At 49.0% G+C, this 25,692-nt stretch carries 20 protein-coding genes and 3 pseudogenes; 18 read left to right on the forward strand and 5 right to left on the reverse strand.

All coding sequences use genetic code 11. The features are described from left to right. Positions 1-66: 66 nt before the first annotated feature. Together QMG93_RS29120 and QMG93_RS29125 are read right to left on the reverse strand one after the other, a co-directional pair. Positions 67-625: pseudogene (locus QMG93_RS29120) on the reverse strand (DUF4158 domain-containing protein); the annotation flags it as partial. A 16-nt stretch (positions 626-641) separates the two neighbouring features. Beyond that, on the reverse strand, positions 642-890 hold the full coding sequence (locus tag QMG93_RS29125; RefSeq protein ID WP_281942826.1) for a hypothetical protein: 249 nt from the start codon (positions 888-890) through the stop codon (positions 642-644). 349 nt (positions 891-1,239) lie between these two features. Between QMG93_RS29125 and QMG93_RS29130 the strand changes: the two genes are divergently transcribed. From QMG93_RS29130 to QMG93_RS35480, 6 genes and pseudogenes are all read left to right on the forward strand, one after another. Next, a complete protein-coding gene (locus QMG93_RS29130; protein ID WP_413789356.1) occupies positions 1,240-2,823 on the forward strand; it encodes a spore germination protein in 1,584 nt (527 codons plus the stop codon). A 25-nt stretch (positions 2,824-2,848) separates the two neighbouring features. Further along, complete coding sequence (locus tag QMG93_RS29135; protein WP_281942830.1) at positions 2,849-4,000, forward strand: Ger(x)C family spore germination protein; 1,152 nt, start codon at positions 2,849-2,851, stop codon at positions 3,998-4,000. Between the two features lie 67 nt (positions 4,001-4,067). Then, positions 4,068-5,162, forward strand: a complete 1,095-nt coding sequence (locus tag QMG93_RS29140; RefSeq protein ID WP_281942832.1) for a GerAB/ArcD/ProY family transporter — start codon at positions 4,068-4,070, stop codon at positions 5,160-5,162. A 20-nt stretch (positions 5,163-5,182) separates the two neighbouring features. Continuing rightward, positions 5,183-5,419 carry a hypothetical protein gene (locus tag QMG93_RS29145; protein WP_281942834.1) on the forward strand — a complete coding sequence of 79 codons (237 nt, stop codon included), beginning with the start codon at positions 5,183-5,185 and terminating at the stop codon, positions 5,417-5,419. Between the two features lie 147 nt (positions 5,420-5,566). Next, positions 5,567-5,854: pseudogene (locus QMG93_RS29150) on the forward strand (xanthine dehydrogenase family protein molybdopterin-binding subunit); the annotation flags it as partial. Between the two features lie 156 nt (positions 5,855-6,010). Further along, positions 6,011-6,349 carry a molybdopterin cofactor-binding domain-containing protein gene (locus tag QMG93_RS35480; protein WP_413789357.1) on the forward strand — a complete coding sequence of 113 codons (339 nt, stop codon included), beginning with the start codon at positions 6,011-6,013 and terminating at the stop codon, positions 6,347-6,349. Here QMG93_RS35480 and QMG93_RS29160 read toward each other — a convergent pair. After that, positions 6,313-6,459, reverse strand: a pseudogene (locus QMG93_RS29160) (DUF421 domain-containing protein); the annotation flags it as partial. The gene QMG93_RS35480 and the pseudogene QMG93_RS29160 sit on opposite strands and share 37 nt — an antisense overlap. 39 nt (positions 6,460-6,498) lie before the next feature. Then, on the reverse strand, positions 6,499-7,128 hold the full coding sequence (locus QMG93_RS29165; RefSeq protein ID WP_281942857.1) for a L,D-transpeptidase family protein: 630 nt from the start codon (positions 7,126-7,128) through the stop codon (positions 6,499-6,501). Between the two features lie 492 nt (positions 7,129-7,620). Here QMG93_RS29165 and QMG93_RS29170 point away from each other — a divergent pair, with 492 nt between their 5' ends. The 8 genes from QMG93_RS29170 to QMG93_RS29205 all read left to right on the forward strand — a co-directional run bounded on the left by QMG93_RS29170 (position 7,621) and on the right by QMG93_RS29205 (position 19,975). Then, positions 7,621-9,393 (forward strand): sensor histidine kinase, encoded by a 1,773-nt coding sequence (locus QMG93_RS29170; RefSeq protein ID WP_281942836.1) that lies wholly within the window; start codon positions 7,621-7,623, stop codon positions 9,391-9,393. Further along, a complete protein-coding gene (locus tag QMG93_RS29175) occupies positions 9,371-11,005 on the forward strand; it encodes a response regulator transcription factor (RefSeq protein WP_281942837.1) in 1,635 nt (544 codons plus the stop codon). Before QMG93_RS29170 ends, QMG93_RS29175 begins: the two co-directional genes overlap by 23 nt. Positions 11,006-11,116: 111 nt before the next feature. Continuing rightward, positions 11,117-12,820 (forward strand): extracellular solute-binding protein, encoded by a 1,704-nt coding sequence (locus QMG93_RS29180; RefSeq protein ID WP_281942838.1) that lies wholly within the window; start codon positions 11,117-11,119, stop codon positions 12,818-12,820. A 129-nt stretch (positions 12,821-12,949) separates the two neighbouring features. After that, positions 12,950-13,849: an ABC transporter permease gene (locus tag QMG93_RS29185; protein ID WP_216792978.1), complete on the forward strand. Its 900-nt coding sequence runs from the start codon at positions 12,950-12,952 to the stop codon at positions 13,847-13,849. 26 nt (positions 13,850-13,875) lie between these two features. After that, positions 13,876-14,760: a carbohydrate ABC transporter permease gene (locus QMG93_RS29190; RefSeq protein ID WP_281942839.1), complete on the forward strand. Its 885-nt coding sequence runs from the start codon at positions 13,876-13,878 to the stop codon at positions 14,758-14,760. Between the two features lie 34 nt (positions 14,761-14,794). Further along, the gene (locus tag QMG93_RS29195; RefSeq protein ID WP_281942840.1) at positions 14,795-17,236 is read left to right on the forward strand and encodes a glycoside hydrolase; all 2,442 of its coding nucleotides are present in this window, start codon (positions 14,795-14,797) and stop codon (positions 17,234-17,236) included. Between the two features lie 30 nt (positions 17,237-17,266). After that, the gene (locus QMG93_RS29200) at positions 17,267-19,000 is read left to right on the forward strand and encodes a class I mannose-6-phosphate isomerase (RefSeq protein ID WP_309299692.1); all 1,734 of its coding nucleotides are present in this window, start codon (positions 17,267-17,269) and stop codon (positions 18,998-19,000) included. Positions 19,001-19,036: 36 nt separating this feature from the next. Further along, positions 19,037-19,975, forward strand: coding sequence for an ROK family protein (locus QMG93_RS29205; protein WP_281942842.1), 939 nt, complete (start codon positions 19,037-19,039; stop codon positions 19,973-19,975). Positions 19,976-20,390: 415 nt separating this feature from the next. On the opposite strand, the gene QMG93_RS29210 is transcribed toward QMG93_RS29205, so the two are convergent. Beyond that, entirely contained in the window at positions 20,391-21,032 is a 642-nt protein-coding gene (locus tag QMG93_RS29210) for an inositol monophosphatase family protein (RefSeq protein ID WP_281942843.1), read from the reverse strand. A 265-nt stretch (positions 21,033-21,297) separates the two neighbouring features. Between QMG93_RS29210 and QMG93_RS29215 the strand changes: the two genes are divergently transcribed. The 4 genes from QMG93_RS29215 to QMG93_RS29230 all read left to right on the forward strand — a co-directional run bounded on the left by QMG93_RS29215 (position 21,298) and on the right by QMG93_RS29230 (position 25,671). Next, positions 21,298-22,077: a TrmB family transcriptional regulator gene (locus QMG93_RS29215; protein WP_281942844.1), complete on the forward strand. Its 780-nt coding sequence runs from the start codon at positions 21,298-21,300 to the stop codon at positions 22,075-22,077. A gap of 276 nt (positions 22,078-22,353) precedes the next feature. Continuing rightward, complete coding sequence (locus QMG93_RS29220) at positions 22,354-23,367, forward strand: thiamine pyrophosphate-dependent dehydrogenase E1 component subunit alpha (RefSeq protein WP_281942845.1); 1,014 nt, start codon at positions 22,354-22,356, stop codon at positions 23,365-23,367. A gap of 12 nt (positions 23,368-23,379) precedes the next feature. Beyond that, positions 23,380-24,363 (forward strand): alpha-ketoacid dehydrogenase subunit beta, encoded by a 984-nt coding sequence (locus QMG93_RS29225; RefSeq protein ID WP_281942846.1) that lies wholly within the window; start codon positions 23,380-23,382, stop codon positions 24,361-24,363. Between the two features lie 18 nt (positions 24,364-24,381). Beyond that, on the forward strand, positions 24,382-25,671 hold the full coding sequence (locus QMG93_RS29230; RefSeq protein ID WP_281942847.1) for a dihydrolipoamide acetyltransferase family protein: 1,290 nt from the start codon (positions 24,382-24,384) through the stop codon (positions 25,669-25,671). Positions 25,672-25,692 lie beyond the last annotated feature (21 nt).

A 25,692-nucleotide genomic window follows, 5' to 3' on the forward strand; every position in this document is an offset into this window, starting at 1 on the left:
AATAAGAGGCCGGTTTTCCTTAGTATATAGGAAGCCGGTCTTTTTTAGATCAAACGGGACTTAGCACACAATGCAATCCAATTTCTCAATCTGCTCCGGAGTAAGCGACGAAATAAGCAGCTTGGATATTTTCTCCTCTGCACGCCGGCGGGCTTCCCATATCACGCGTTCAAGCGTTGTCATAGCGGGCAAAATGATTTTCTGCTTGCGCAGTTCTTCAATGGCCGTGCGCAGTAAATAATCGGCATTCCCGTTTTCTAACGCATATTTCAACATGAATTGGGAGATTGACCGGTACTCCCGAAGCGTAAAATTCCGGTAGCCGTATGCTTACCGTATTTCCTCCATATGTTCCCGGCGTGTCGGTTCGCGCTGGGCGTACAGTGAAAAAACATCCGGCTCTACGCAGACCTGTTTAGCGTTATAACTAAGCACCGAATCCGGAATCATCTTGAGATCCGATAAAGACGATCCGGGGAAGCGCAGTACGGCCAATTGGACTGCAAATCCAAGACGGTTGTGATCGCGCCTGTGGTTAGTACGTGCCCAAATCCCAATCGCTGTCGGACGGGATCTGCATAAACTCCTCTCGCTGCTCTGCCGTCATTAACTCTTTACCCCTCATTGATAAACACTCTCCGTCATAAAAGTTCCATTTTACGTTTCAGCTTGGCTTTATCCGGATTCGTGTAGAGCAAAGTCGTGTTGATATTGGAATGACCAGCTTGGTTAGCGACCTCGATGATCACCACGTCGTTCTGGATGCCCGAGGAGATCAGAAAATCATTATAGCTGCGCAAGCTGCTAAGCTTGTGATTGATGGTCTTGGCGTTATTAAGCTTGATGTTCTTCAAGTAGCTCACGTAATCAAGCACGTTTTGCTGATACAACGCCACACATTCTTGAGTAAACCCAACTCGCCAAAGGACAGCTCGTCCTTAAGCCGATTAAGAGATCTGAAATCGATCAACTTTCTCGGAAACACAGATGTAAGCAGATGCTCAGATTCTTCGATAAACTGTCGGCAAAACCGCTGTCGCTCTGGATGCCTTCGACCGCTTGAATGAGGTAATACTTAGTATTTTTTATATGTATAAGGGAATACTTAGGTTGCGATTCAATAATCGGAAAGGTATTTCGATGTTTCCCATTAATTTATATCCGCCGTTTGCAAAGCAGGTGGAGATGGTTCAACTTCTATGAAGAAAGTAAAAGAAGGAATCGGATATGAAAAGTTTTATGAAGAAATGGATGAAATCGTCCCGCAGCCATAAGGTCATACAAGAGTTGAATCCTGTGTCCGAGCCGAAAATGGTCATGAATCATGAATTGGACCTCAATCGGATATTATTGGAAAAGACGTTCGTGAATTGTTCGGACATTGTATTTCGTCCAGTGGATCTATTTGGTAACCACCATGCAATGCTGGTTTATGTAGATGGAATGGTTGATACAATGCTTCTTGAACATGAATTTATGCAGACGTTGCGGGACAGCGAAAGTCAATGCGAAGAAAATTCACTCTTAAGCTTGGCCGAACAATTGCGGCATACGCTGAGAACTGGCCAAATCCGTACGGCAGACACGCTCAATGACCTTGTAAAAGGTGTTCTTGACGGAGGTGTGGCAGTAGTTATCGATGGTGAATTGAATGTAATGATTGTCGGCATGGAGCGTGTTCCATCTCGTAGTCTGGATGAACCCGATGCGGAACCACTTATTCGCGGACCGCGTGAAGGCTTTATTGAACAGGTTCAAACGAATATGATTTTGCTTCGCAAACGTTTGAAGACACCGCGTTTGAAAATGGAGTCGTTTACAGTTGGAGAACTTACACAGACGAAGGTGAAGGTCGTTTATATCGATGGGATCGCGACGGATTCAGTCGTGCAGGAGGTACGTGAGCGCATTTCGCGAATCGAGATTGATGGGGTGATCGAATCCAATTATATCGAAGAATTCATTGAGGATATGCCCTTTTCTCCGTTTCCGCAAGTGCAAACCACGGAGCGGCCTGATATCGTTGTGGCCAATTTGCTCGAAGGCAAGATAGCAATTCTGGTTGACGGCACGCCTGTTACACTCATTGTGCCGATCACATTCTGGAACTTACTACTAAGCGCAGAAGATTACTACGAACGGTTCTTAGTTGTATCATTCATTCGTTGTATTCGCTTTATGTTTATCTTCATTTCTCTATTTCTTCCTTCGATTTATGTGGCGGTTGCATCTTTTCATACGGAGATGATTCCTACGAATCTACTGCTAAGTATTGCGGGAGCTCGTGAATCGAGTCCATTCCCAGCACTTGCAGAAGCGTTATTCTTGGAACTAATATTCGAGGGGCTGCGTGAAGCGGGTATCCGGTTGCCGAAGCAGGTTGGTCCTGCTGTCAGTATTGTAGGGGGGCTGGTAATCGGACAGTCGGCGGTGCAAGCAGGTATCGTTTCTGCACCGATGGTTATCGTCGTCTCACTTACAGGGATTGCAAACTTTACCACACCCCGGTTTAATGTTGCTTTAAGCACCCGTCTTCTGCGTTTTCCACTCATTCTGCTGGCAGGAACGCTTGGTCTATACGGCATTGGACTTGGATTTGCTTGCATCCTGATTCACTTGAATACATTACGGTCGTTTGGAATTCCATATTTTGAACCGGTAGCACCGCTTTCGTTGGGCGGATTGAAAGATGTTTTAATCCGTGCGCCGCACTGGGCAATGAAACTGCATCCTCGCATAATAGGCAATAAGGAACCTTTACGTTCGGGTCAACAACCAGGTCCGTATCAAAGCGATGGTATGGATAAGAAGGGAGGGAAATAAGATTCGTGGCTGGATAATCAGTTCTTTGCTAATTGTATTGGCGTTGGTATGTGCAGGTTGCAATGATCGTACGGAAATCAACGACATTGCGCTGGTGATGGCTTCTTCTGTGGATGTAAGGGGTGACCGTTATGTGGGCACAATTCAAGTTGCAGTGCCTAGTCGCCAATTAGGAAATGTTTCGCAGGATCGCGAGACTTATTTCATCGAAACGGGAATTGGTAAGAACGTTCAGGAAATCATGGAGCAAATACAGGGTAAATTATCCAGAAGGTTGTTCATCTCCCACAGACGCGTACTATTTATAGGGGAGAAGCTTGCTAGGAAAGGGATCAAAGATATCATCGACCATTATTCACGAAACCCAAAAACACGGTTCCGTACTTTTGTACTAGTTATCAAGGAGCAAGAGGGGAAAGATGCACTTAAAATAAATTACCCGCTGGAGTTCATACCAACCGAAGCGGTGCGTGAGATGGAAAATCTTATCGGGCATACATCTGTAACGATGCGCGATTTCTTGAACTCCGCTTCCGGGGAAGGCATCGAACCGGTCATGGGGGCGATCGAATTGATACCGAGTCCACAAATAGCTAGCGCAAAAAGTAAAAGCAAGTATACGTTTAATTTAAATCAAACTGCAGTATTCAAAGATATGAAACTTGTGGGCTATCTAAACGATTATGATTCCAAGCTTATGCTATGGGTAACCGGGAAGATGAAAAGAGGAATATTTACTTTGCAACTACCGAAACACAAAGGTAACGTGGGTGTGATTGTGCACCGTACCAGTAGGGTGATCGTACCGAAGGTTGAAGGAGACAAGGTAAAATTCGACATTCATTTAAAAGGAGAAGGAAAGTTAGTTGAGAACAATACTGAGCTTGATTTCACGAATCCGAAGTATTTTTACTTGGTAGAAGATACATTAACGAGAGTGGTTCGAAAGGATACAGAAAAGATGATTGCGGAAGTACAGAAGAAATACTCAGCCGATATTTTCGGGTTCGGGGATCAGTTCTATAAGAAGAACAATAAAAAGTGGCAAAAACTCAAAACGAAGTGGGATAAAATATTCGCCGAAGCTGTTGTTTCAGTCGATGTAGATTTTGCTTTAACACAATCAGGTATGTCAGGCCCCTCGGTGCAATTGAGGGAACAGGAGATAGTCAAGTAAGGGATGTAGAGGTTCAGAACGGTCATCAATAAATGTCCTAGGCGGGTCTGGAAGGAGAAAAAGCGAAATGAAGCTTGAACAGCTATCCAGCCGTGGACTCACGGCTTTGATGATTATGTGGTTAGTCGGTACTCCGCTATCTGTGCCTCTAGCCGCTTCAGCCGGGCACGATGCTTGGATTTCCATTATTTTGGGTGCGATTGTATCGTACATTATTATTTGGATGTATACGCATCTTTGCCAGTTATATCCTGGTAAGACTCTCGTTGAGATCGGTGAAGTATTGTTCGGAGCTTGGGCCGGACGCATTATCGGCTTCATCTATGCTTGGTACAGCTTCCATCTCGGGGTTCTCATCTTAAAAAATTTTATTGAATATATTCTGATTATTGCGCTGCCCGAGACATCGCCCCTCACTGTCTCTGCCCCGATGATGGGGATTGTTTTATGGGCGGCTTATGCGGGTATGGAGGTGCTTTCACGCTGCTCGATATCGCTTCTTCTTCTTGTATTGGTGGAAGCAATGCTTTCCATACTAATGGTAAAGGATTTCCAACCAGATAATTTGCTGCCTTTAGTTGATCGCGGTTGGATGCCGATATTGGAAGGAATGACGGAACTGATTGGATTTCCGTTCGGAGAAAGCATTGTATTTGCAATGATTATTCCGCAAATTAACAATATCGACCAAGCGAAGAAAACAGTGTTGTGGGCGCTTATAACTTCAGGTTTTCTGTTGGTTCTCAGCAATGTTCGAAATACTTTGGTTCTTGGAAATATATCGTCGAAATTGATCTACCCAAGTTACGTAGCCTATCAGTATATTTCCATTGCCGAATTCCTTGAACGCGTAGAACCGATAACCATCGTTACTTTTTTATTAGGGGCATTTGTAAAAATAAGCGTATGTCTCTATGCAAGCGCCAAATCGTTTTCGTTAGCGATGCCCAGTAAACAGTATCGCTTGTATCTTATTCCCTTAAGTCTTTTAATGCTACAATTTACATTCTTTCTTTACAAGAACGACATGGAAATGATCAAATTTTCAACCAAAATATGGCAGTGGTATTCCGTGCCATTTCAAATCATTATTCCGTTAGCTATGCTTCTGACTGCGCTTATCATCAAGCGAAAACGCATGCATTCTTTGCCGCATTCATAGTAGCTGGAGGTGACCAAGCGATGATTGTTCTCAAGATCGCATTTTTCCTGCTTTTAGTTGCATATTTGTCATTTTTGCAATATCGCGCGTTTCGTGGAAAGAAGAAGACAGAATTAATCGTTAATATCGGGCTCATGCTGACCGCCGCAGTGATTGGGACTCTGCTCATTGCCGGTGTAGATATACCAAGCCCGGCCATTCCGCTTACGGCAATCTTCGAACCAATAGGAAAGTGGGTTTTTCCTGAAGTTAAATAGTATCGTGTGTTGAGAATCAAATCGCGAGCAAGAGCACAGGTAACAGCTTGGTTTTTCGCGTTTTGTTGGCGGGCCCCCAAGATCCAGCGATCGGTTGGGAAAAGCATTCCCAGAAAGGAAACGTAGGAGAAAGTTACAGGGAAAACCAAATATATTAATGATCGTGCGATACCGGGGCTGCTGCATGTCAAAATGGCCGTCAGTCCGCATGCTCATGCCAAAATCATTTCGATCGATTCGTCGGAAGCTATGAAAATTCCGGGAGTCAAGGGGGTCATAACAGGACAATATTACCCGATGTTGACCGGGTCGCCGCTGTCAGACCGGCCGCCAATCGCAATAGACAAAGTGAGATATTACGGCGAGCCCGTCGCCCTTGTTGTCGCGGAACAAGAATATATTGCCGAGATGGCGGCTCTCCAGATCAAAGTGGATTACGAGCTGTTGCCGGCCGTCCTTTCTCCCAGGGAAGCTTTTCAAAAAAATGCTCCGCTCGTTCATGAGCGTCTTGCCGAGTACAAGCGGCACGAAGAGGTTTACCCGGAGCCGGGAACGAACATTGCGAACCGAACAAAAATACGCAAGGGGAATATGGAGGAAGGATGGAGGAATAGCCGCCATATCGTTGAAGTCGAGGTCAGTTTACCGCAATCCGATCATGCAGCGATGGAAATGCGATGCAGTACGGCAGAAATTAGGCCCGACGGCATCGTCATCATCCATTCCACTTCCCAGTCGCCCTATGTCATCCGAAGAGCAATCAGCCAATCGTTTCATATTCCACTTCATAAAGTGATCGTTCACACGCCTCTGGTCGGAGGCAGTTTCGGTGGGAAGGCCGCGCTTCAAATGGAGTTTCTTGCATTCCTGGCTTCCCGCGCCGTTGGCGGAAGAGCGGCAATGTTTCCGAGAGCTATGCCTGTAATATAGGTAAAAAACGTCATTTGACTTAATTGCTTTTTTCCTAAAATGCGGGTTAATAGCAGCAGTACAAAGAAACCTAACAAAGTTCGGATGGAGTATTGCCAAATCGTATCCATAAATCATCTCCATATGCGTCATGCGCCCGGTGCGTTTTTTCATTCCAGCAATCCCAACTTTTCATACATCTTTACCGAGACGACGCCGCTGGGTGCCAAGCGGTGATCGCGTTGAAATTGTTTTACGGCCGCGGTTGTATTGGAGCGGAACTTGCCGTTGCATATTCCATTGAAATAACCGGCGCTTTTCAAACGGGACTGAATGAGCTGCACGTCACCTCCGACGTCGCCCTCCGCCAAATCTCTCGGTTCATGATTCGGATCTCCCAATACATGCCCGTAAATTTTTACTACGGTGCCGAGCGGAATCATGTCATATAATTCAATGACATCGCGATTGCGCATGCGGATGCAGCCGTGGCTCAAATGCTGCCCAATGGAGTGGGGCTTGTTGGTCCCGTGAATACCGTAATATCCCCAAGGAACGTTCAGACCAAGCCAACGCGGGCCAAAGGAAGGCCCCCAATCTTTTCCCTTATAAATAACCTGATATTCTCCAACCGGAGTAGGAGTGGATGGATTGCCGACGGCAATGGGATATGTTTTGAACCGCTGTCCATAGGCCCACACAACGAGTTGATGACGTTGAGGGTAAACCTCAATCGTATACATTCCATGATCAGCCACAATCGGTAAGGGCGGGTCATCATTGGGAGCCGCATGAGCCATTTCATGAGCCACGGTCAAAATCAGCAAAGCTATGGTGATGGTTCGCAGCAGAAGGGAACGAAGATTTCGCATTTTTTTGTCTCCGGAAGTGAAATTTAACCTGTTTTTTAGGTTATCCATATGGTGGAAGTTCATTCATCATGATTGGATGTTATGGACAACAAGTCCTGAATTTGGCCTCCTGTGCTATTTCACGCGTTGAGCGTGCTCGTATGTTGCTTCTGAATTGCGTATTCAGATCATCAACGAATGCTTATTTGTAAACCGTGCCTAATCGGTTTGAATTTATCTTCACCCCCAAGCATGGTTCTAAGAAATGCAAAGCTTTTTATATTCAAGGCCCGACCGCCACCCCATCCCTCAGCACGTAAACATCAGTCATCAAAGAAGCAAAATTCGTCAGTTGCCGTATATCTCGCTTAACCTTATAATGTTCGGATAATACATCTTACGAATCCGTTCATTATGCGGAACTACTGGAGGAGAGAAGAAGTGCGCCTGTGGCAATCGTCGATTTATCTCAACCTGGTTCTAGCCTTCTTGCTGTCCATTATCCCCATGTACACATTAAGTCTGTATATCAGCTTGTCCGGTGCGGCAAGCGTCCGGGAGGAAATTACGAAATCGATGCAATCCCGGGTTCATTTCTACTTATCCTCGTTTGAAGCCGAATTGAGCAGGGTGATCAAATCCATGCGGGAGTTTATCAACGATGCGGATTTGTCCATGCTTAGTACTTTGTATCCGAACATCCCCGCCTATGAACGTTTTACTATGACGAATCGGCTGGAGAGCAAGCTGTTTCTCTTGAATAACTCCAGCCAATATATTGCGAACTCGAAGCTATACATCCCCTCGATGGGCATTACGATTCATGGAAGCGGTTACGACGAGAAACCCATCCCGGATGAGGAAATTAGGGACATTCGCTCTGTACAATACAACACGCTGTCGCCTTTTACGATGTTGGGCGACCGCCTTCTCATGGGCAGCCTGTTCCCTTTGGGTCTTAACGCCGCGCAATCGCCGACTTCGATCATGAAGGTGGAAATCCCTGTGCAAAGTCTGAGAAACGTACTTAAGCAAATTCCGCATACAGCGGAAGGAGGGGCCGTCCTATTCGCAAGAGATCAAGACTGGCATATCGCTTCCGACCAGGGAGAGAGGGACCCCGCGCTTATTCAACAACTAAAGAAGCTGTGGGAGAACCAGGGCAACGATCAAAAGGCAGGCAGCGGCCGCTTCGAGATTGATAATCGGTTTTATCTCGTCACCTATGAACCATCCGAAATACTGGATGCAACGCTTCTGGTTTACGTGCCGGAGGAACAAATTCTTTATCCCATCAGTCACTACTTCGTCATGCTGATCGTGCTGTCCATATTCTCGGTCGCTGTCATTATTTTATTCTCTTATTGGATTTACAGGATGCTCCATAAACCTCTGCGCGTGCTCGTATCCGCGTTTCGTCGTGTGGAGAACGGCTACATGGACATCTCGATCCCTCATCAGACGGCATTTGAATTCGGCTACTTGTACCGACAATTCAATGTCATGCTCAGCCGACTGAATACGCTCATCCAGGAAGTGTATGAGCAGAAGATTCGCAGCCAACGCGCAGAGCTGAAGCAACTGCAATCGCAGATCAATCCGCATTTTTTATACAATAGCTTTTTTGTCCTGAAGCGCATGATAGCGGCGGATGATAACAAGAACGCCATTCGCTTTGTCGAGCATCTCGGTAATCATTTTCAATACATCACTAGAAATGCGGATGACGCGGTACCGCTGGAAGCGGAATGGCTGCACGCCCGTACGTATACGGACATTCAGATGGCCCGTTTTAGCAGGAGGCTGCGAACCGATTATATCGGCGAGCCGGGGCCGTATGGATCTGTGCACGTACCGAGGCTCATCATTCAGCCGCTGCTTGAGAATGCCCTCCAATACGGTCTGCCAAATAAGATTAAGGATGGCATCATCCGGGTTTCCTTTGCCGTCAAGCGGGGACTGATCTGTATCGCGGTTGAAGACAACGGCGAAGAATTGACGGACGAGCAGTTGAATAGGCTTCATGCCAAATTGAATGCACGCGATGAACAAATGGAGACGACGGGTTTGATCAATGTGCATCGGCGTCTGCAGCTCATGTTCGGAAACGATGCCGGTGTGCTGGTCGGCCGCAGCTCTCTAGGCGGGTTACGAACCGAGATTTGCATTCCGATGAAAGAGGAGGAGCCGAATGTATCGATTGCTGATCATTGACGACGAAGATGTGATTGTGGACGGGATGGCCGATTTGTTTCAAGAGCAAACCGACATGGAGCTGGAGGTGTGCCGAGCCTACGACGTGCTGGAGGCGATTGAATGGCTTGAGCAAACGAAGATTGATATTGTGCTATCTGACATTCAAATGCCCGGGTTATCCGGGCTTCAACTGCAGCAGCGAATTATGGAGTATTGGCCTCGCTGCAAAGTTATTTTTCTAACCGGTTACAACGAATTCGCCTACATCCACGAAGCGATGAGAAACGGGTCGTTCGATTACGTTCTTAAGACGGAAACGGACGAGGTGATTCTCGAATCCGTCAAGAAAGCCATCGTAAAGCTGGATGAAGAGATGGAAATGCAAAGCGCGCTTCAGAAAACAACACAGCTGCTGCAGCGGGCGCTGCCTTACATTCAAAAAGAATATCTTCGCGATCTTCTTCAAGGAGAATCCTATGCGCTCGGCAGCATGGATCGTCAGTTTGCCCAGATGTCCATTTCCCTCCAACCCTCAAATCCTGTGCTATTGGTTGTAGGCCGTATCGATGAATGGACCGAGAACCTGAACGCATTCGACCGGGCGTTGATCCTTTATGCGGTGCATAATATTTCGGAGGAATTGCTAGGTGCTTCGACCCGTGTAGCTTTCACGGATTATGAACGGTTCCGCATGGTTTGGCTGATCCAACCGAAAACGGATGCCGAACATGGTTGGGAGCAGACGTATCGGTTCGTCCAAGGCACATTGGAGCAGCTCCAAAAGACGTGCAGGCAACTGCTCAAGATCAAGCTTTCTCTTATCTCTGCCAGCCGATGCTGCGAGTGGGCGGAATTACCTGCCCGTTTCATCATGATCAAGCGTATGTTCGGCTACGGGCTTGGCTTGGGCGAAGAGCTATTATTGACCGACCAGGCTTATGAGACGGAACATGGCCAACTTGAGCAGGTCAAAAGCCCCTTGCAGACCTATCTGTGGATCGACCTGAAAAACGATCTGGAGTCCGGACGGCGCGAAGCCTACTTCGCTTCTTTCGATGCGATGACCGCCTTGCTAGCCGCTTCAGACGAGCAGACGGAAAAAGCCAGAACGGAGTGGTACTACACGCTGGTCGCGATTTATATCTCCATTCTGAATTACAATTCCGTTCGCCGCATGGCAGCCGAGCAAATGGATTTGGATAAATTGACGAAGATGCAAGCCCATAGCCACTGGAGCTCGGCGTTTGACTATTTGCGCGAATTGGCGGAGGTCATATTTGCTCATCGATATGAGGGGCAGACGAGCTCGGAGAATGACGTTATTGCGAGGATCAAGAGCTATATAGGCAAAAATTTGCACGATGACCTGTCCTTGACGCGTCTAAGCGATATTGTGTCGCTCAATCCATCGTATTTGTCGAGACTGTACAAGCATCATACAGGGGAGGCGCTTACGGAGACGATCAAGCAAGCCAGGCTGCAGAAGTCCAAGGAGCTGTTAAGACAGCCCGGCGTCCGGATAAACGAAATTTCCGAGCGGGTCGGTTTCTTGTCCGAGCGATCGTTTTACCGCTTCTTTAAGTCGATGACGAACTTAACCCCGCAGGATTATCGCGAGCTGCAAAAGTAAATATCGGTCACGACAAGTATAAAGCCGTCAGTAGATAGCGCCCGATTTTTCCTCCTATAATACAGAGGAAGGGAGCATCGCAATCATTTTACGACAAGGGGGAAGTTGGTTTTGAACAATCGAAAGTATGCATCTGCTGTCGTTGGTTGCTTCTCGAGTGTCGCCCTGCTCGCTGCGGCTTGCAGCAATTCAGGCAATTCGCCTGCGAACAGTCCGTCTTCAACCGATAGCAAGAATCCATCGGCAGCAGCAACTGCCGCGGGTCCGCTCGGGAAATACAGCCCTCCGATTGACGTCCGGGCAGTACGCGGAATTAACGGAAGCTTCAAGTTCCCGCAGGGAGAGGACATTAGCAATAACCTTTGGGCGAAGACGTACAAGGAAGAGTACGGTATCAATCTGACTTATGATTGGGTCGCGGACAATTCAGGGGGAAATGAGAGCGCCTACAACAAAAAGCTGAACCTCATGATCGCTTCCGGGCAGCTGCCGGATATTGTGGCTGTGAACTCCAAACAGTTCAAACAGCTGGCGGAGGACGGGAAGCTGGCAGATCTGACGGAAGCGTTCGAGAAATTCGCCACCCCTTACACGAAGGACGTGGCCAAGCAGGATGGCGGTATGGCTATGAGCTCCGCAACGATTAACGGCAAGCTGCTGGCGATCCCGGGGTTTAACGGAAACATCACCAATGCCAATGTAGTTTGGATTCGATCGGATTGGATGAAGAAGCTGAATCTGCCCGAACCCAAAACGATGCAGGATTTGTTCGCGATTATGGAAGCATTCGCCACCAAAGATCCGAACGGCGATGGCGGCAAAGGCGTAGTCGGATTGGCCGCGAACAAGAACATTTACGACGGTTTCGCCGATTTGCTCGGTTTCTTCAACGGGTATCATGCGTATCCGAACGGCATGTGGATTAAAGATGATGCCGGTCAACTCGTATACGGAGGCATCCAAAAAGAGATGAAGCCGTCCCTCGCGAAACTGCAGGAGCTGTATAAATCCGGGTTGATCGACAAGGAATTCGGCGCCAAGGACGCGGCCAAGGAAGCGGAGCTGTTCGGACAAAACAAGCTGGGCATTACATTCGGGGCCAATTCGAACCCATATTATCCGTTCGACGATGCGCGCAAGCGAAATCCGGAGATGGACTGGAAAGCGTATCCGATCCCTTCGATTGACGATAAACCGGCGCGGCCGGCCGTTGGCTTCCCGATCAGCACCTACTATGTAGTGAATAAAAATTTCAAGCATCCCGAAGTGGTCGTCAAAATGTTTAATGCGAATTTCGAAAAGTTTTTCGGGAAAACGGGCGATTGGAACACTTGGGGTGTGACTAAGGATCGTTTGGAAGCGTTCAAGTGGCCGTTCGTGTATGGCTTCCCGCCGGATAAGGATGTTCCCGGGCGCTATGAGGCGTTGAAAAAAGCGATCGAAACGAATGATCCATCCGCAATGAACGGCGAGCAAAAAGCGGACTTCGACGCTTATCAGGCATATAAGAATGGCGACCAGACGAAGTGGGCGACGGTTCGGCAAGCAGGTCCGACAGACTCCTCCTTCGCCGTCCTGAATCATTATAAGCAAAATAATCTGTTGTATACGAATGAATATCGCTCAAGTTTGCAGACGGATACGATGACTTTGAAATGGTCGACATTGTTGAACCTGGAGAAAGAAATGATCACGAAAATTATCCTGGGTGCATCGTTAGACGAATTCGATAAATTTGTAGAAAACTGGAAAAAATCCGGCGGCGACCAAATTACGAAGGAAGTTAACGATTGGGCTGCAAACTCCAAAAAGTAACACGTCGCAAAGAATAAGGGTAAAGATGCGTTCCACGCTTTTCCCTCTCCCCGCAAAGCACCTGACGAACTTCCGAGTTTAAAGCTTCACTTTGCGGGGACATTTTATGACCGGACGGTGGGATGGTAGATGAAAACCGCGAAATGGCGGCGCGAGCTGCCGCTTCATATATTAGTATTTCCCAGCCTGATCATTGTGCTGATCTACTGCTATATTCCGATGTACGGCAATATTATTGCGTTTCAGAATTTCAAACCGACCCAAGGATTTTGGGGCTCGGAATGGACAGGGCTGGCGAATCTGAACTATGTTCTGGAAATGCCGAATACGTTTCGCATTATATGGAATACCGTCTATATCGCGACCATGAAAATAATCATGGGCAATGTCGTACCGATCCTTATTGCTCTGCTGCTGAATGAAGTCCGCCTCACGATCGTCAAACGGAGCGTTCAAACTTTAATTTATTTCCCGTATTTCCTTTCGTGGGTTATCCTTGCCGGCATTCTCATTGATGTCCTGTCTCTCCAGGACGGTATTGTCAATCAAGCTCTCGGATGGTTGGGGATGCAGCCCATCTACTTCCTCGGCGACAATCGGTGGTTTCCCATTACGCTCGTATTGACAGATACGTGGAAAGAATTCGGGTTCGGCACGATAGTATACTTGGCCGCGCTGACAAGCATCAATCCGTCTTTATATGAAGCGGCCATCATAGACGGCGCCAACCGCTGGAAGCAAACGTTGCATATTACGCTCCCGGGGATGGTTCCGATCATCATCCTGATGGCCACGCTCAGCTTGGGCAATGTATTGAATGCGGGCTTCGACCAAGTATTTAATTTATACAGTCCGCAGGTGTACGAGAGCGGGGATATTCTGGATACGCTGATCTACCGCATCGGCGTTTCGGATGCCCAATATGGCCCGGCAACCGCGATTGGATTGCTCAAATCGTCCGTTTCCTTTATTCTGATCTCGGTCTCTTATTGGCTGGCGTACCGGTTTGCGAATTATCGAATTTTTTAGCTTAGCTGGAACAGGAGGTTGACCCGATGATGCGACATGCTTCCGTCACACGGAGACTATTCGATATAGGCAATACCATATTTCTGATTGCGCTCTCTTTGCTGTGTATTTTGCCTATTATCCAGGTCGTTGCCGTTTCGTTCAGCTCGAGCAGCGCTGCCGCGGCCGGGTTGGTCAAATTATGGCCGGTCGATTTCTCGCTGAAATCGTATGAGTTTATTTTGAAGAAAAAAGACTTTCTGGGGTCATTTCTGATCTCTATAGAGCGGGTCATACTGGGAACCGGCATTAGCATGTTTTTGACCGTAACGCTCGGCTACGCGCTATCCAAAGAAGTGAAGGATTTCCGGATGAGAACGTTTTACGCCTGGTATTTTGTCATTACGATCTTATTCAGCGGCGGATTAATTCCGTGGTATTTAACGATCAAGTACACGAACTTGTTGGATACGATATGGGCGCTGGTCATACCGGGAGCGGTTACCGTGATTAACGTCATTTTGGTGCTTAATTTCTTCCGAGGATTGCCCAAAGAACTGGAGGAGTCGTGTTTCATTGATGGGGGAAGCCATTGGACGACGCTCTGGAAAATATATCTCCCGTTATCCTTGCCCGCCATTGCGACGATCACGCTGTTCACCATCGTTAACCATTGGAATTCCTGGTTCGACGGTCTTATGCTCATGAATTCGCCCAGTCATTACCCGCTTGCCACTTATTTGCAGACGGCGATCATTCAACACGATTTCGCTAACATGCGGGCCGAGGATGTGAAGACTTTAGCGGAGATTTCGGATCGGACGACACGGGCGGCGCAAATTTTTATCGGCGCGCTGCCGATTATGGCGGTCTATCCGTTTTTGCAAAAATATTTCATGACCGGACTTGTCATGGGAAGCGTGAAGGAATAACGGAAAATTGCATGAGAAGGAGCTGTGTTCACAGATGAGGAAGCCGACCCGCAAATGGACGTTGGACATTATTCATCATTCCCATACCGATATCGGGTACACCGAACGTCAAGAGAAGATCGAGCGGTACCACGTTCATTTTATAAAACAAGCGATTCAAGTTCTAAACAGCATCCGGTCGGGCGAGAAAAGCGGTTGGAAAGGCTTCAAATGGACTTGTGAAACGTTTTGGCCTGTGGAACGGTTTCTCGCTCAGGCAACCGAACAAGAGGAGCAGGCGTTCCGTGAATGGGTTCAGTCCGGAGACATCTCGTTGTCGGGTACGTATCTGAACATGACCGAGCTGATCGATGCGGACCTGTTGACTCGAATGATCAAGCGCTCCACGGATTACGCCAAATCCATCGGCGTTACGCTGGACTCTGCCATGACGGCGGATATCAACGGCTATAGCTGGGGCTTCGCGCAATGTTTACTGGATGCCGGGATACAGAACTTGCTATCCTGCATCCATACGCACCACGGCATGTACCCGCTCGGACAAAAGCAGACTCCGTTTTGGTGGGAAACCCCCGGCGGCGAACGGCTGCTTGTATGGAACGGCGACCATTATCATCTTGGCAACGACCTCGGGCTGGCGCTGAATGCGATACATTCCTACATCATTCGCGACGAGTTTCGCACTCCGCCTATCGCGAGCAATCATTGGGAGATCATGGAGACGCGCATTATGCGCTATTTGAACCGGTTGGAGGAGGAAGGGTATCCTTACGATTTTGCACCGATTGCGCTATCAGGGCTTATCGTGGATAACGCTCCTCCTAACGGTTCCATTATGGACCTGTTCCAGCAATGGAATGAGGTGCATGGGGATTCGGTAACGATTCGTATGACGACTTTATCGGATCTATTCGCCAAGGTCAGGAAGCGGACGGATGTTGAAATTCCCGTCCACCGCGGAGACTGGCCGGACTGGTGGTCGGACGGCGTTGCGTCGACGGCTGCGCACACGCAGCTTTTCCGGGATGCTCAACGCAATTTCCGCATGCTCGCTCTGTTGGATCCAGACAACCGCATGATTCCCGAATTCGCGGTTCGGGAGATGGAGGAACAGCTTACGCTGTATGCAGAGCATACTTGGGGGTATTCTCATTCCATCTCCGAACCGTGGAATCCTTTGGTGCAATCGCTCGGCGCCCGCAAGGAAGCCTATGCGGCTAATGCCAGCCGGCTTGTCCATAGCGCGATCGATGCCATATTGGAAGCTAAAGGCGAAGCGATGCTCGCCCCGGGCCGGCCATTGCGCTTCAAGGTCGTCAATCCGTTCCCGCACGACATCCGGGTCATCGCCAGGATGTACCTGGATTATTGGGAGCTTCCCTTGATTCAGGATGGCTTGGAGGTCAGGGAGGAAGGCCGGACGGACGTCATCGTCCATCAGGTAAGCCAAGTCAGCCGGGGGACTGAGGTGTCCATCCCGGTCACATTGAAGGCAGCAGAGGAAAAATGGTTCCTTATTGTTCCTTGTGCGGCCAAGGAAGGGAAGACAACCTCGAATGTTTCCTTGACAGGCTCGGATGGAGTGAAGGATATTCGCGATTTTCGCCCGGAACCGGCGGAAGATGTACCTTTCCGCGTGACCGAAACCTCCGTTGAGAGCGCACATGTCCTGATCGCGTGGGAGGCGGAAAAAGGCATCGTCTCTTGGAAGGACAAACGGTCGGGAATCGAGCTGATCGATCCTGAGGCGCCTCACGCGGCTTTTGCTCCCGTCTACGAGGTGACGCCTGTGAAGGATCGGGGGCTGATCCGCCAGACGCGTACCCGAATGGGACGGAACCGGAAGGGCATGAACGTGCAGAGACACGTTGGCCGGCTTGTTCGCGCGTATGAAGCGGAGCGCGGTCCGCTATGGGTTACGATCGAACAGGAGTACGAAGTGGCAGGGATGAGCCACTATACGGTACGGCTGACGGTGTATGCCCATGAGCCGAGAGTAGATGTAACGATACGCCTGCATAAAGACAGTGTCTGGGAACCTGAGAATGTGTACATTCCGTTGCCGCTTTCCATTCCGCACGCCCAGCTCTGGCTGGAGAAAGCGGGTGCGCTCATGCGGCCGGGAATCGACCAGCTTCCCGGTACGGGTCTCGATTTCTATTGCATCCAAGACGGAATCGGTTGGATCGGTCAGGATCAAGGATTGGCTATCGCCACACCGGATTCCCCTTTAATCCAACTAGGACCGCTTGCATTCGGGGATCGGAAGCTGCACGGCCAGCAAGAGCTTAATAAACCAAAAGCGGTGTACGCATGGATACTGAACAATTTCTGGGAGACGAATTTCAAAGCGACGTTGGGAGGGTTTTACGAATTCCGGTATTCGGTTCATTGGGGCCATGACTTGGGCACTCCGGAGAAGGCTATCGCGCAATGCAGACTATCCAATCAACGAGTTATAAGCTACAGGGCTTAAGGAGCGGATACGATGAGACGAACATCAGCGATGTATGACAAAGAGCCGCACATCGAAATCAGGGGATGTGACCGGGAGGCTTGGCGTGGCTATGAAGCTGTCGCGAAAGAGCTTTTAACGAACGGAGAAGGAAAAGGCAGGTTCGTGCTTGTCATTGAATGCTACCCTGGCGTAAGGGTAACAGAGATTGTTGAGGGTCTGAAGCCTTTCTTGAATCCGGTGAAGGTGGTTATGGCGGAGCAAGCCGCCAAAAAAGCCAGCCAGATCGACGCCATGATCGGCCGGTTCTTAACCGACGATCGGGTTTTTGGCTATATGGCCCCCTTCGGAGTTGAGGACTTCTATGATCCCGACCTCGTGCAGCAGCTTCGTCAAGACATAGAGAGTGTTTCGAAGGGGACGGTTATCGTTATCGGAACAGGAGCTGCTTTCATCACGAAAGGCGACTTGCTGGTATACGCCGACATGGCCCGATGGGAAATTCAACAGCGCTACCGAAGCGGGGAGTTCGGCAATTGGCTGGCGGATAACCAGGCCGAGGATATGCTCCGCAAATATAAACGAGGCTTTTTCATCGAGTGGAGGGCTGCAGACCGCTTCAAGCGAACCGTTCTTCCTCAAGCCAATTACTATCTGGATACTAACGCCAAGGACGATCCGAAGCTGCTGACCAAGGATGCGCTGTTCCACGGGTTTAGGCAGACGGTCAGCCGCCCGTTCCGGTTAGTCCCCTATTTCGACCCCGGCGTATGGGGTGGTCAGTGGTTGGAATCGAAGATCGGGTTGGAGCCTCGGGAACACCCTTACGCATGGGGATTCGACGGAGTTCCGGAAGAGAACAGCTTATATTTGATCTACGGTTCGATCCGGGTGGAGATCCCGTCCATCAACCTGGTGTTCTTCGAACCGAAGCGTCTGCTGGGGGAGCGGGTGTATGCCCGGTTCGGCGCGGAGTTTCCTATTCGTTTCGACTTTCTTGACACCATCCGAGGGGGGAATTTGAGCCTCCAGGTTCATCCCGTTACCGATTATATCCAAAAAACGTTCGGGATGGCCTATACGCAGGACGAGAGCTACTATATCCTCGATGCCGCTCCCGGTGCGGCGGTTTGTTTAGGGCTGAGAGAAAACATAAATCCGGATGCGATGATGGCCGATCTGGAGCGGGCTCAGCAAGGCGGCTTCTCCTTTCCTGCCGAACAGTATGTGAACCGGTTCGCCGCCAAGAAGCACGATCATTTCCTGATTCCGGCGGGAACGGTTCATTGTTCCGAAACGAACTGCATGGTGTTGGAGATCAGCGCCACGCCGTATATATTTACCTTTAAACTGTGGGACTGGGACCGGCTAGGTCTGGACGGCAGACCGCGCCCTATTCATCTGGAGCATGGCCGACGTAATATTCAATGGAACTGCACGACCGAAATGGTGCAGCGTGAGTTGGTGAATGCTATCGTCCAGGTTGGCGAGGGCGACGGCTGGGTGGAAGAGCGAACCGGATTGCACGAGCTGCAATTCATTGAAACGCGGCGGCATTGGTTTGCGGCCGTCACGCCTCACCACACGAATGGCGGCGTTCAAATGCTGAATTTGGTCGAGGGAGAGGAAGCCATTGTGGAAAGTCCGACAGGAGCCTTCGAACCGTTCGTAGTCAGGTATGCGGAAACCTTTATTGTTCCTGCGGCGGCAGGCGAATACACAATTCGTCCGAGCGAGCGATGTGCCGGGCAAACGTTGGGCACGATCAAGGCGTTCGTCAGATAAAGAATTTCGCTAAAGCTAAGGAGGATAGGGAGCAGTATGAATATTGCGATAGACTTCGGAGGAACTACGATCAAGATCGGGCTCGTTCACGAAGGGAAAGTTCACGCATTGCGAAAGCTGCCTGCTTACTCCTCAAAAGGGTTGATTCCGCGCCTTCCTGCCGTTGCGGCGGCTGTCCGCGAGCTGCTCGCCTGTCACCGATTGTCGATTGCCGATTGCGAGGGAATTGGAATAGCCACGCCGGGGCTAGTAGATACCGTGAATCGAACGATTGTCTCGATCAACGACAAATACTCCGATGCCGTCGGATTTTCGTTTCAGGCATGGATCGCGGACACCTTCCAACTTCCGTTCGTGATGGAAAACGACGCCCGCTCGGCGCTAATCGGCGAGATCGCCTATGGCGTAGCCCAGCGGGAAACGGATGCGGTTCTCATGACGTTCGGAACGGGAATCGGAACCGCAGCCATGATGAACGGCAAGATTTTGCATGGGCGCCATTACCAAGCGGGAATTTTGGGCGGTCACCTCAGTACGGATATACACGGAAGCTTATGCAATTGCGGGAACATAGGCTGTCTGGAAGCTCAAGCGGGCCATTGGGCATTAAACCAAGCGGCCAGGCGACACCCTCATTACTCGCAAAGTCGGCTTTCCCAATTGACTCAACTGAGCTATCTGGCCGTTCTGGAAGAGGCGCTCTCCGGAGATCAGGCTGCAACTGACCTGTTGGAGCACTTAATCTCGCACTGGATCGCGGGCATTGTCAACTTGATCCATGCTTACGATCCTGAAGTCGTCATTTTGAGCGGGGGGCTTATGAAATCCAAAGATCACATAGTGCCCTTGCTGAGCGAACGCGTCTGCAAAAATGCCTGGACTCCTTGGGGCAAAGTGCGGATTGCGGTGGCTGAAGATCCGGACGCATCGGTGCTGTTAGGCGTATCCCGCTTGTTGTCGGAGCACACTGCGTAACCATTAATAAGTAATGTGAACTGTACCTCCAGATGTTAGATGATGTTAGCAATTGGGGTGCAGTTCATCTACGTTCAATAGAGCGCAAGAGTTTGCGATAAACATGAAATAAATCTTCTTTGGCTTTCGCGGCAATTTTCTCAAATGCATTGCGTCGTTCGCTTTCCGAGAAATCTTTGAAGAAATCATCAAAGTGCTATATTCAGCGATACTTGGGAAGTACCAGGGATTCAAAGGTGTGGCATCCATATCATAATCTTCGGACAATACTTCGCCAATCGCCTTAATGATCGTTTCAACATTTCCACATTTGCAAAGCAAGGGGAATGGCCGGGGTTGGCATCAACTATAGTCAATGCGACAAAGGGGCCATTCCGGCGGCTGAGACACGCTTGTTTAATCGTTGTTGAATTACTCAAGAAGAGATGGCGCTCAGCTCTTCTTTCATATTTTGGTGAAGGATAGGATTGGATGCTATTATCCCCGAAGAGCCCCATATAAAGCTGTTTCCATGACGATCGGAAACGACTCCGCCAGCTTCTTGCACCAATAAAGCACCCGCCATCCAGTTGTAAATTTCATCTCCAAATTCATAATATCCATCCAGCCGTCCGCAGGCGGTATAGGCAAGCTGAAGGGAGATAGACCCAAGCATTCTGACCGCAAATGCTCTTGGGATGATATGGTTAATTCCTCTCAAGGTAAGGTCGGTAATTTCGATATCTTTGGCCGGAAAGGATGGAGGAGTTGTACAAACGATAGCTTCCTCCAGCTTCTCCTTGGCAGCCACACGAATTGGCTTACCGTTTAAAAAAGCGCCTTCACCCGCAACGGCGTAAAATAGCTCATCATGACTCGGATCATAGACAAAGGAAAGTACGGGGCGTCCATCTCGGACCAAGCACAAGGACATGGCATAGGAATAAATTCCTTGTAAAAATTGTACGGCTCCATCAATAGCGTCACAAATCCAATACTCGCCTTCATATTCGATTTTTTGTTGATTCTCCGTTTCAAACTCCGAATCGGACCACCGGATATTTGGACATGCGGACAAACGGAGGCTGGAACAGAGACTGCTTGTTCAAGACGGCAAGAAATCGTATATCAGCATGCTGCACGTCATCGACGGACAGATTACGTTGTGGAGGGAATATTTCAATCCGATTCATTTGCAGAATGCGCTTGACTCTTTGCAAGGGAAGTAAAAATCTTTCAGCGGGCTTCAGCATTGAAAACAGGAATGAAAAAGTTGATTGACTTTAACTATGAATAATAGTAGTATTTTGAAATACTTATAGATTCAGAAGGGAGGTAACCCATTGATTGACGAGCTTCGCAAGATCGGTTTGTCGGATCTGGAGGCAAGATGCTATATGGTGCTTCATGAGGAGCCGAAAATATCCGGATATGAGGTAGCTAAAAAAGTTTCTGTGTCCCGCACAAATGTATACGCTGCACTTCGTTCATTGACCGACAAGGGCTTGTGCCGGATGATAGAGACCGAGCCTGTTCTTTATGATGCCGTACCTATTGAGCAGGTTGTTCGATTGCTGCATACGGAATTCGAACAAACGACGAGATTGCTCCTGGAACAGCTGCATTCGCCCCCGCGGACTTCGCCGTCCTTCTATAGCTGGCAAGGGGACAAAGCGATTGAAACAGCGATTCGGCGTTTGGTATCGAATGCGGACAAAAGGATTATCGTCGATATTTGGTCTGAAGATATTCACTGGGTGGAAGAACCGTTGATGGAAGCGGAGAAACGCGGCCTTGCCGTTATACTGATCTCGATCGGCGAATGCCATACGCGGCTGAAGAATGTTCTGGTACACAAAAGAAGCGACGATTGGAACAACCCCATTGCCAGAAAATTCTCCATGCTTTGCGATTCCCGCTCAACCCTGCTTGGCAGCTTTGGGCATGGGCTCAGACCTACAGTCTTGGAAACTGACCATCCCTCGCTTGTTGAATTGTTGCAAAATACGTTCTATCACGATGTCGTTATGGAACAGATTGAGCGCGATTTCAGCAAGGTGCTGGCGGAAAAGTACGGGGACCATTACGAACACATTATTGACTCCTATCGGAAATACTTGTGAGAGTATTTCCTTTTTTTTTGTTTAAATTTTAGTAGTATTTACAAATACTTCTTAGTTAGTGGTCTTGCTGAGATATATGTTTACATAATATTTATTATGTAATCTAAAAAACGAAGTTCGGATCAGATTGCGTGCAATGACATAGGGCGGGACAACGTGGCTATATTTTTTTTGCATAGTTTCTATGCACAATATATATTTCACGACTGGAATGACGCTATGTAAAAATAAAAGAAGCCGCAATATGCAGCGGCACCATTATCGGAGGGATACGATATGAATGAAACCGGAAACGTTCAAGTCAAGAACCGGCACCAAGCATTAGGGTTATCGGATCAGCAGGTTCTTGAAATGTATCAGCATATGGTTTTGGCGCGAAAAGTCGATGAACGGATGTGGCTTCTGAATCGTGCGGGAAAAATCCCTTTTCTCGTATCTTGCCAAGGTCATGAAGCGGCCCAGGTAGGAGCGGCTTATGCGCTGAATCGCACGAAAGATTTTCTTTGTCCGTATTATCGGGACATGGGAATGGTCATTGTTTTTGGGATGACGGCCAAGGAATTGATGCTTTCCGCCTTTGCCAAGCCGGGAGATCCGAACAGCGGCGGACGTCAAATGCCAGGGCATTATGGGAGTAAAAGACTGAACATCCTTACGGGCTCCAGCGTCGTAACGAGTCAAGTGCCGCATGCTGTTGGAATCGCTTTATCTGGAAGAATCAAGAGGGAAAAGCTTGTCGTGTTAACGGCCTTTGGAGAAGGGTCCAGCAATCAAGGGGAGTTTCACGAAGCGGCGAACTTTGCGGGGGTGCACAAGCTTCCTGTCATTTTTTTCTGCGAGAATAACAAATATGCCATTTCTGTCCCCTATTCCAAGCAGGCGGCTTGTGAAAGTATCGCGGATCGGGCAAAAGGGTACGGGTTTCCCGGCATCAGTGTGGATGGCAATGATCCCTTGGAAGTATATAAGGTCACGAAAGAGGCGGTCGATCGGGCCAAAAGAGGAGAAGGGCCAACGCTTATCGAGGTGGTCGTCTATCGTTTAGTTCCTCATTCAAGCGACGACGATGATCGAACGTACCGTTCCCGCGAAGAAGTGGAAGAAGCCAGGAAGAAGGATCCGCTCGTAACCTTCAGCAATTATCTTAAAGATTTGGGGATCTTAGATGAACCTAAAGAGAAGGAAATCCATGACCGGATGCTCATGGAAGTCGATGAGGCCACGGAATATGCGGAGAATGCTCCGGACTCGGCTCCGGAAGATGCCCTTAAGCACGTTTATGCAGAATAGGAGGGGTGGGAAATGGCCATCATTTCTTATCTTGATGCAGTGACCCAAGCTCTTCGAGAGGAAATGCAGCGAGATCCGAGGGTATTCGTATTAGGAGAAGACATCGGGGTACGCGGGGGCGTGTTTCGGGTTACCCAGGGATTTTATGAGGAATTTGGAGAACAACGGGTTATCGATACGCCGCTATCCGAAGCGGCTATTGCAGGCGTGTCGGTTGGGGCAGCCGCTTATGGATTGAGGCCTGTAGCCGAAATTCAGTTTGCCGAGTATATGATGCCTGCCGTAAACCAAATTGTGAATGAAGCAGCCAAAATAAGGTACCGCTCAAACGGAGATTGGAACTGTCCCTTGGTCATTCGTGCTCCTTATGGAGGAGGAGTTCACGGAGCCCTCTACCATTCGCAAAGCGTCGAAGCCATGTTTTGCAGCATTCCCGGTTTAAAGGTGGTTACGCCTTCCACGCCTTATGATGCCAAAGGACTGCTAAAGGCAGCCATCCGCGACGAAGATCCCGTTCTGTTCTTTGAACATAAGCGATGTTATCGGTCAATCAAAGGAGAAGTGCCGGACTCGGATTATATCGTTCCCATCGGGAAGTCGGATATTAAGCGGCAGGGAGAGGACCTCACGGTAATTTCTTACGGACTTGCCTTGCATTTTGCGTTGGAAGCGGCTGAACAGCTTTCCCGGGAAGGATACAGCGCTCACATTCTGGATTTGCGCACCCTCTATCCTCTGGATAAGGAATCGATTGTAGAGGCGGCCCGGAAAACCGGTAAAGTGTTAATTGTTCATGAAGACAACAAAGAAGGAGGCGTCGGCGCGGAAGTCGCGGCTGTGCTCGCCGAGGAATGCCTTTTTGAGCTGGATGCTCCGATCAGACGCCTTTGCGGTCCGGACGTCCCCGCCATGCCATATAGCAATCCAATGGAGAAATTTTTCATGCTCAATCCGGATAAAGTATATCGGGCCATGAAACAATTGGCCGAATTTTGATTCGAGCGGGAGGAGAATATGGCCGAGAACATCGTTATGCCCAAGTTAGGGGAAAGTGTAACGGAAGGAACCATCTCCAAGTGGCTTGTCAACATCGGGGATCAAGTGAAAAAATACGATCCCGTATGCGAAGTGATTACCGATAAAGTGAATGCGGAGGTTCCTTCTACTTTTAGCGGCACGATATCTGAAATTGTCGTTCGAGAAGGCGAGACGGTAGCGGTAGGCACTTTGATTTGCCGTATTGCGGTGGGAGATCAAGCGATCCCGCCGGTTGAATTCAAGACGTCAGCCGCCGCTCAAGATCAGGGAGCCGCTGAGGTGACAACGCAAGCAGCCATGAACCCGCGCTATTCGCCGGCCGTGCTTAAACTGGCGCAAGAAAATAACCTGGATCTTTCCCGTATGGAAGGGTCGGGCGCCGGGGGACGCATCACGAGAAAAGACATCTTGGACCTATTGCAAGGAAAGAGGCAGGCTGCAGCCGCTCCCGTTCCAAAAACAGAACCTCCGTCTAAGATTGCGTCCCAACCGATAGAATCAGCCCGCGACATTCCGAAGCCGTCCGTTCCGGTTGATACGCTGTTTGCTGTCCATTCTCCGTTAAATCAAGCCGACGAGACGATCCCGGTTACCGCCATCCGCAAAACGATCGCAGAACGAATGGTAAAAAGCAAACAGGAGATCCCCCATGCCTGGCTTATGGTCGAATGCGATGTTACCAACTTGGTACGTTATCGGGACCGGATCAAAGAGGAGTTTAAGCAAAAAGAAGGCATCCATTTAACTTATTTGCCGTTTTTTATCAAATCGGTTGTAGAAGCCCTGAAGGAATTCCCCACCTTGAATTCGCAGTGGGCAGGCGATCACATGATCATCAAGAAAGCGGTTCATATCTCGATGGCCGTCGCCACCGATCAAGCGCTATTCGTTCCCGTCATTAAGAACGCCGACCAAAAAAGCATTTTCGGTCTTGCCAATGCCATAGACGAATTGGTCAAGAAGGCAAGGGAGGGCAGATTAGCGCTGGAGGATATCACCGGCGGAACGTTTACCGTTAATAACACAGGCTCTTTTGGCTCCATTCTTTCAGCTCCCATCATCAATCCTCCGCAAGTAGCCATTCTAACTGTCGAAGCCATCGTAAAACGTCCAATCGTCATCGATAATATGATTGCCGTCCGCGATATGATGAACATCTGTCTTTCCTTGGATCACCGGGTGTTGGACGGTCTTGTGTGCGGCCGCTTCTTGAAGAGAGTCAAGCAAAACATTGAAGGTTACGGTACGGAAACCGGACTCTATTAATGACTCAGAATGTTTAAGTTA

The organism is Paenibacillus tyrphae, assembly GCF_027925525.1.
GTDB classification, from domain to species: Bacteria; Bacillota; Bacilli; order Paenibacillales; family NBRC-103111; genus Paenibacillus_G; species Paenibacillus_G tyrfis_B.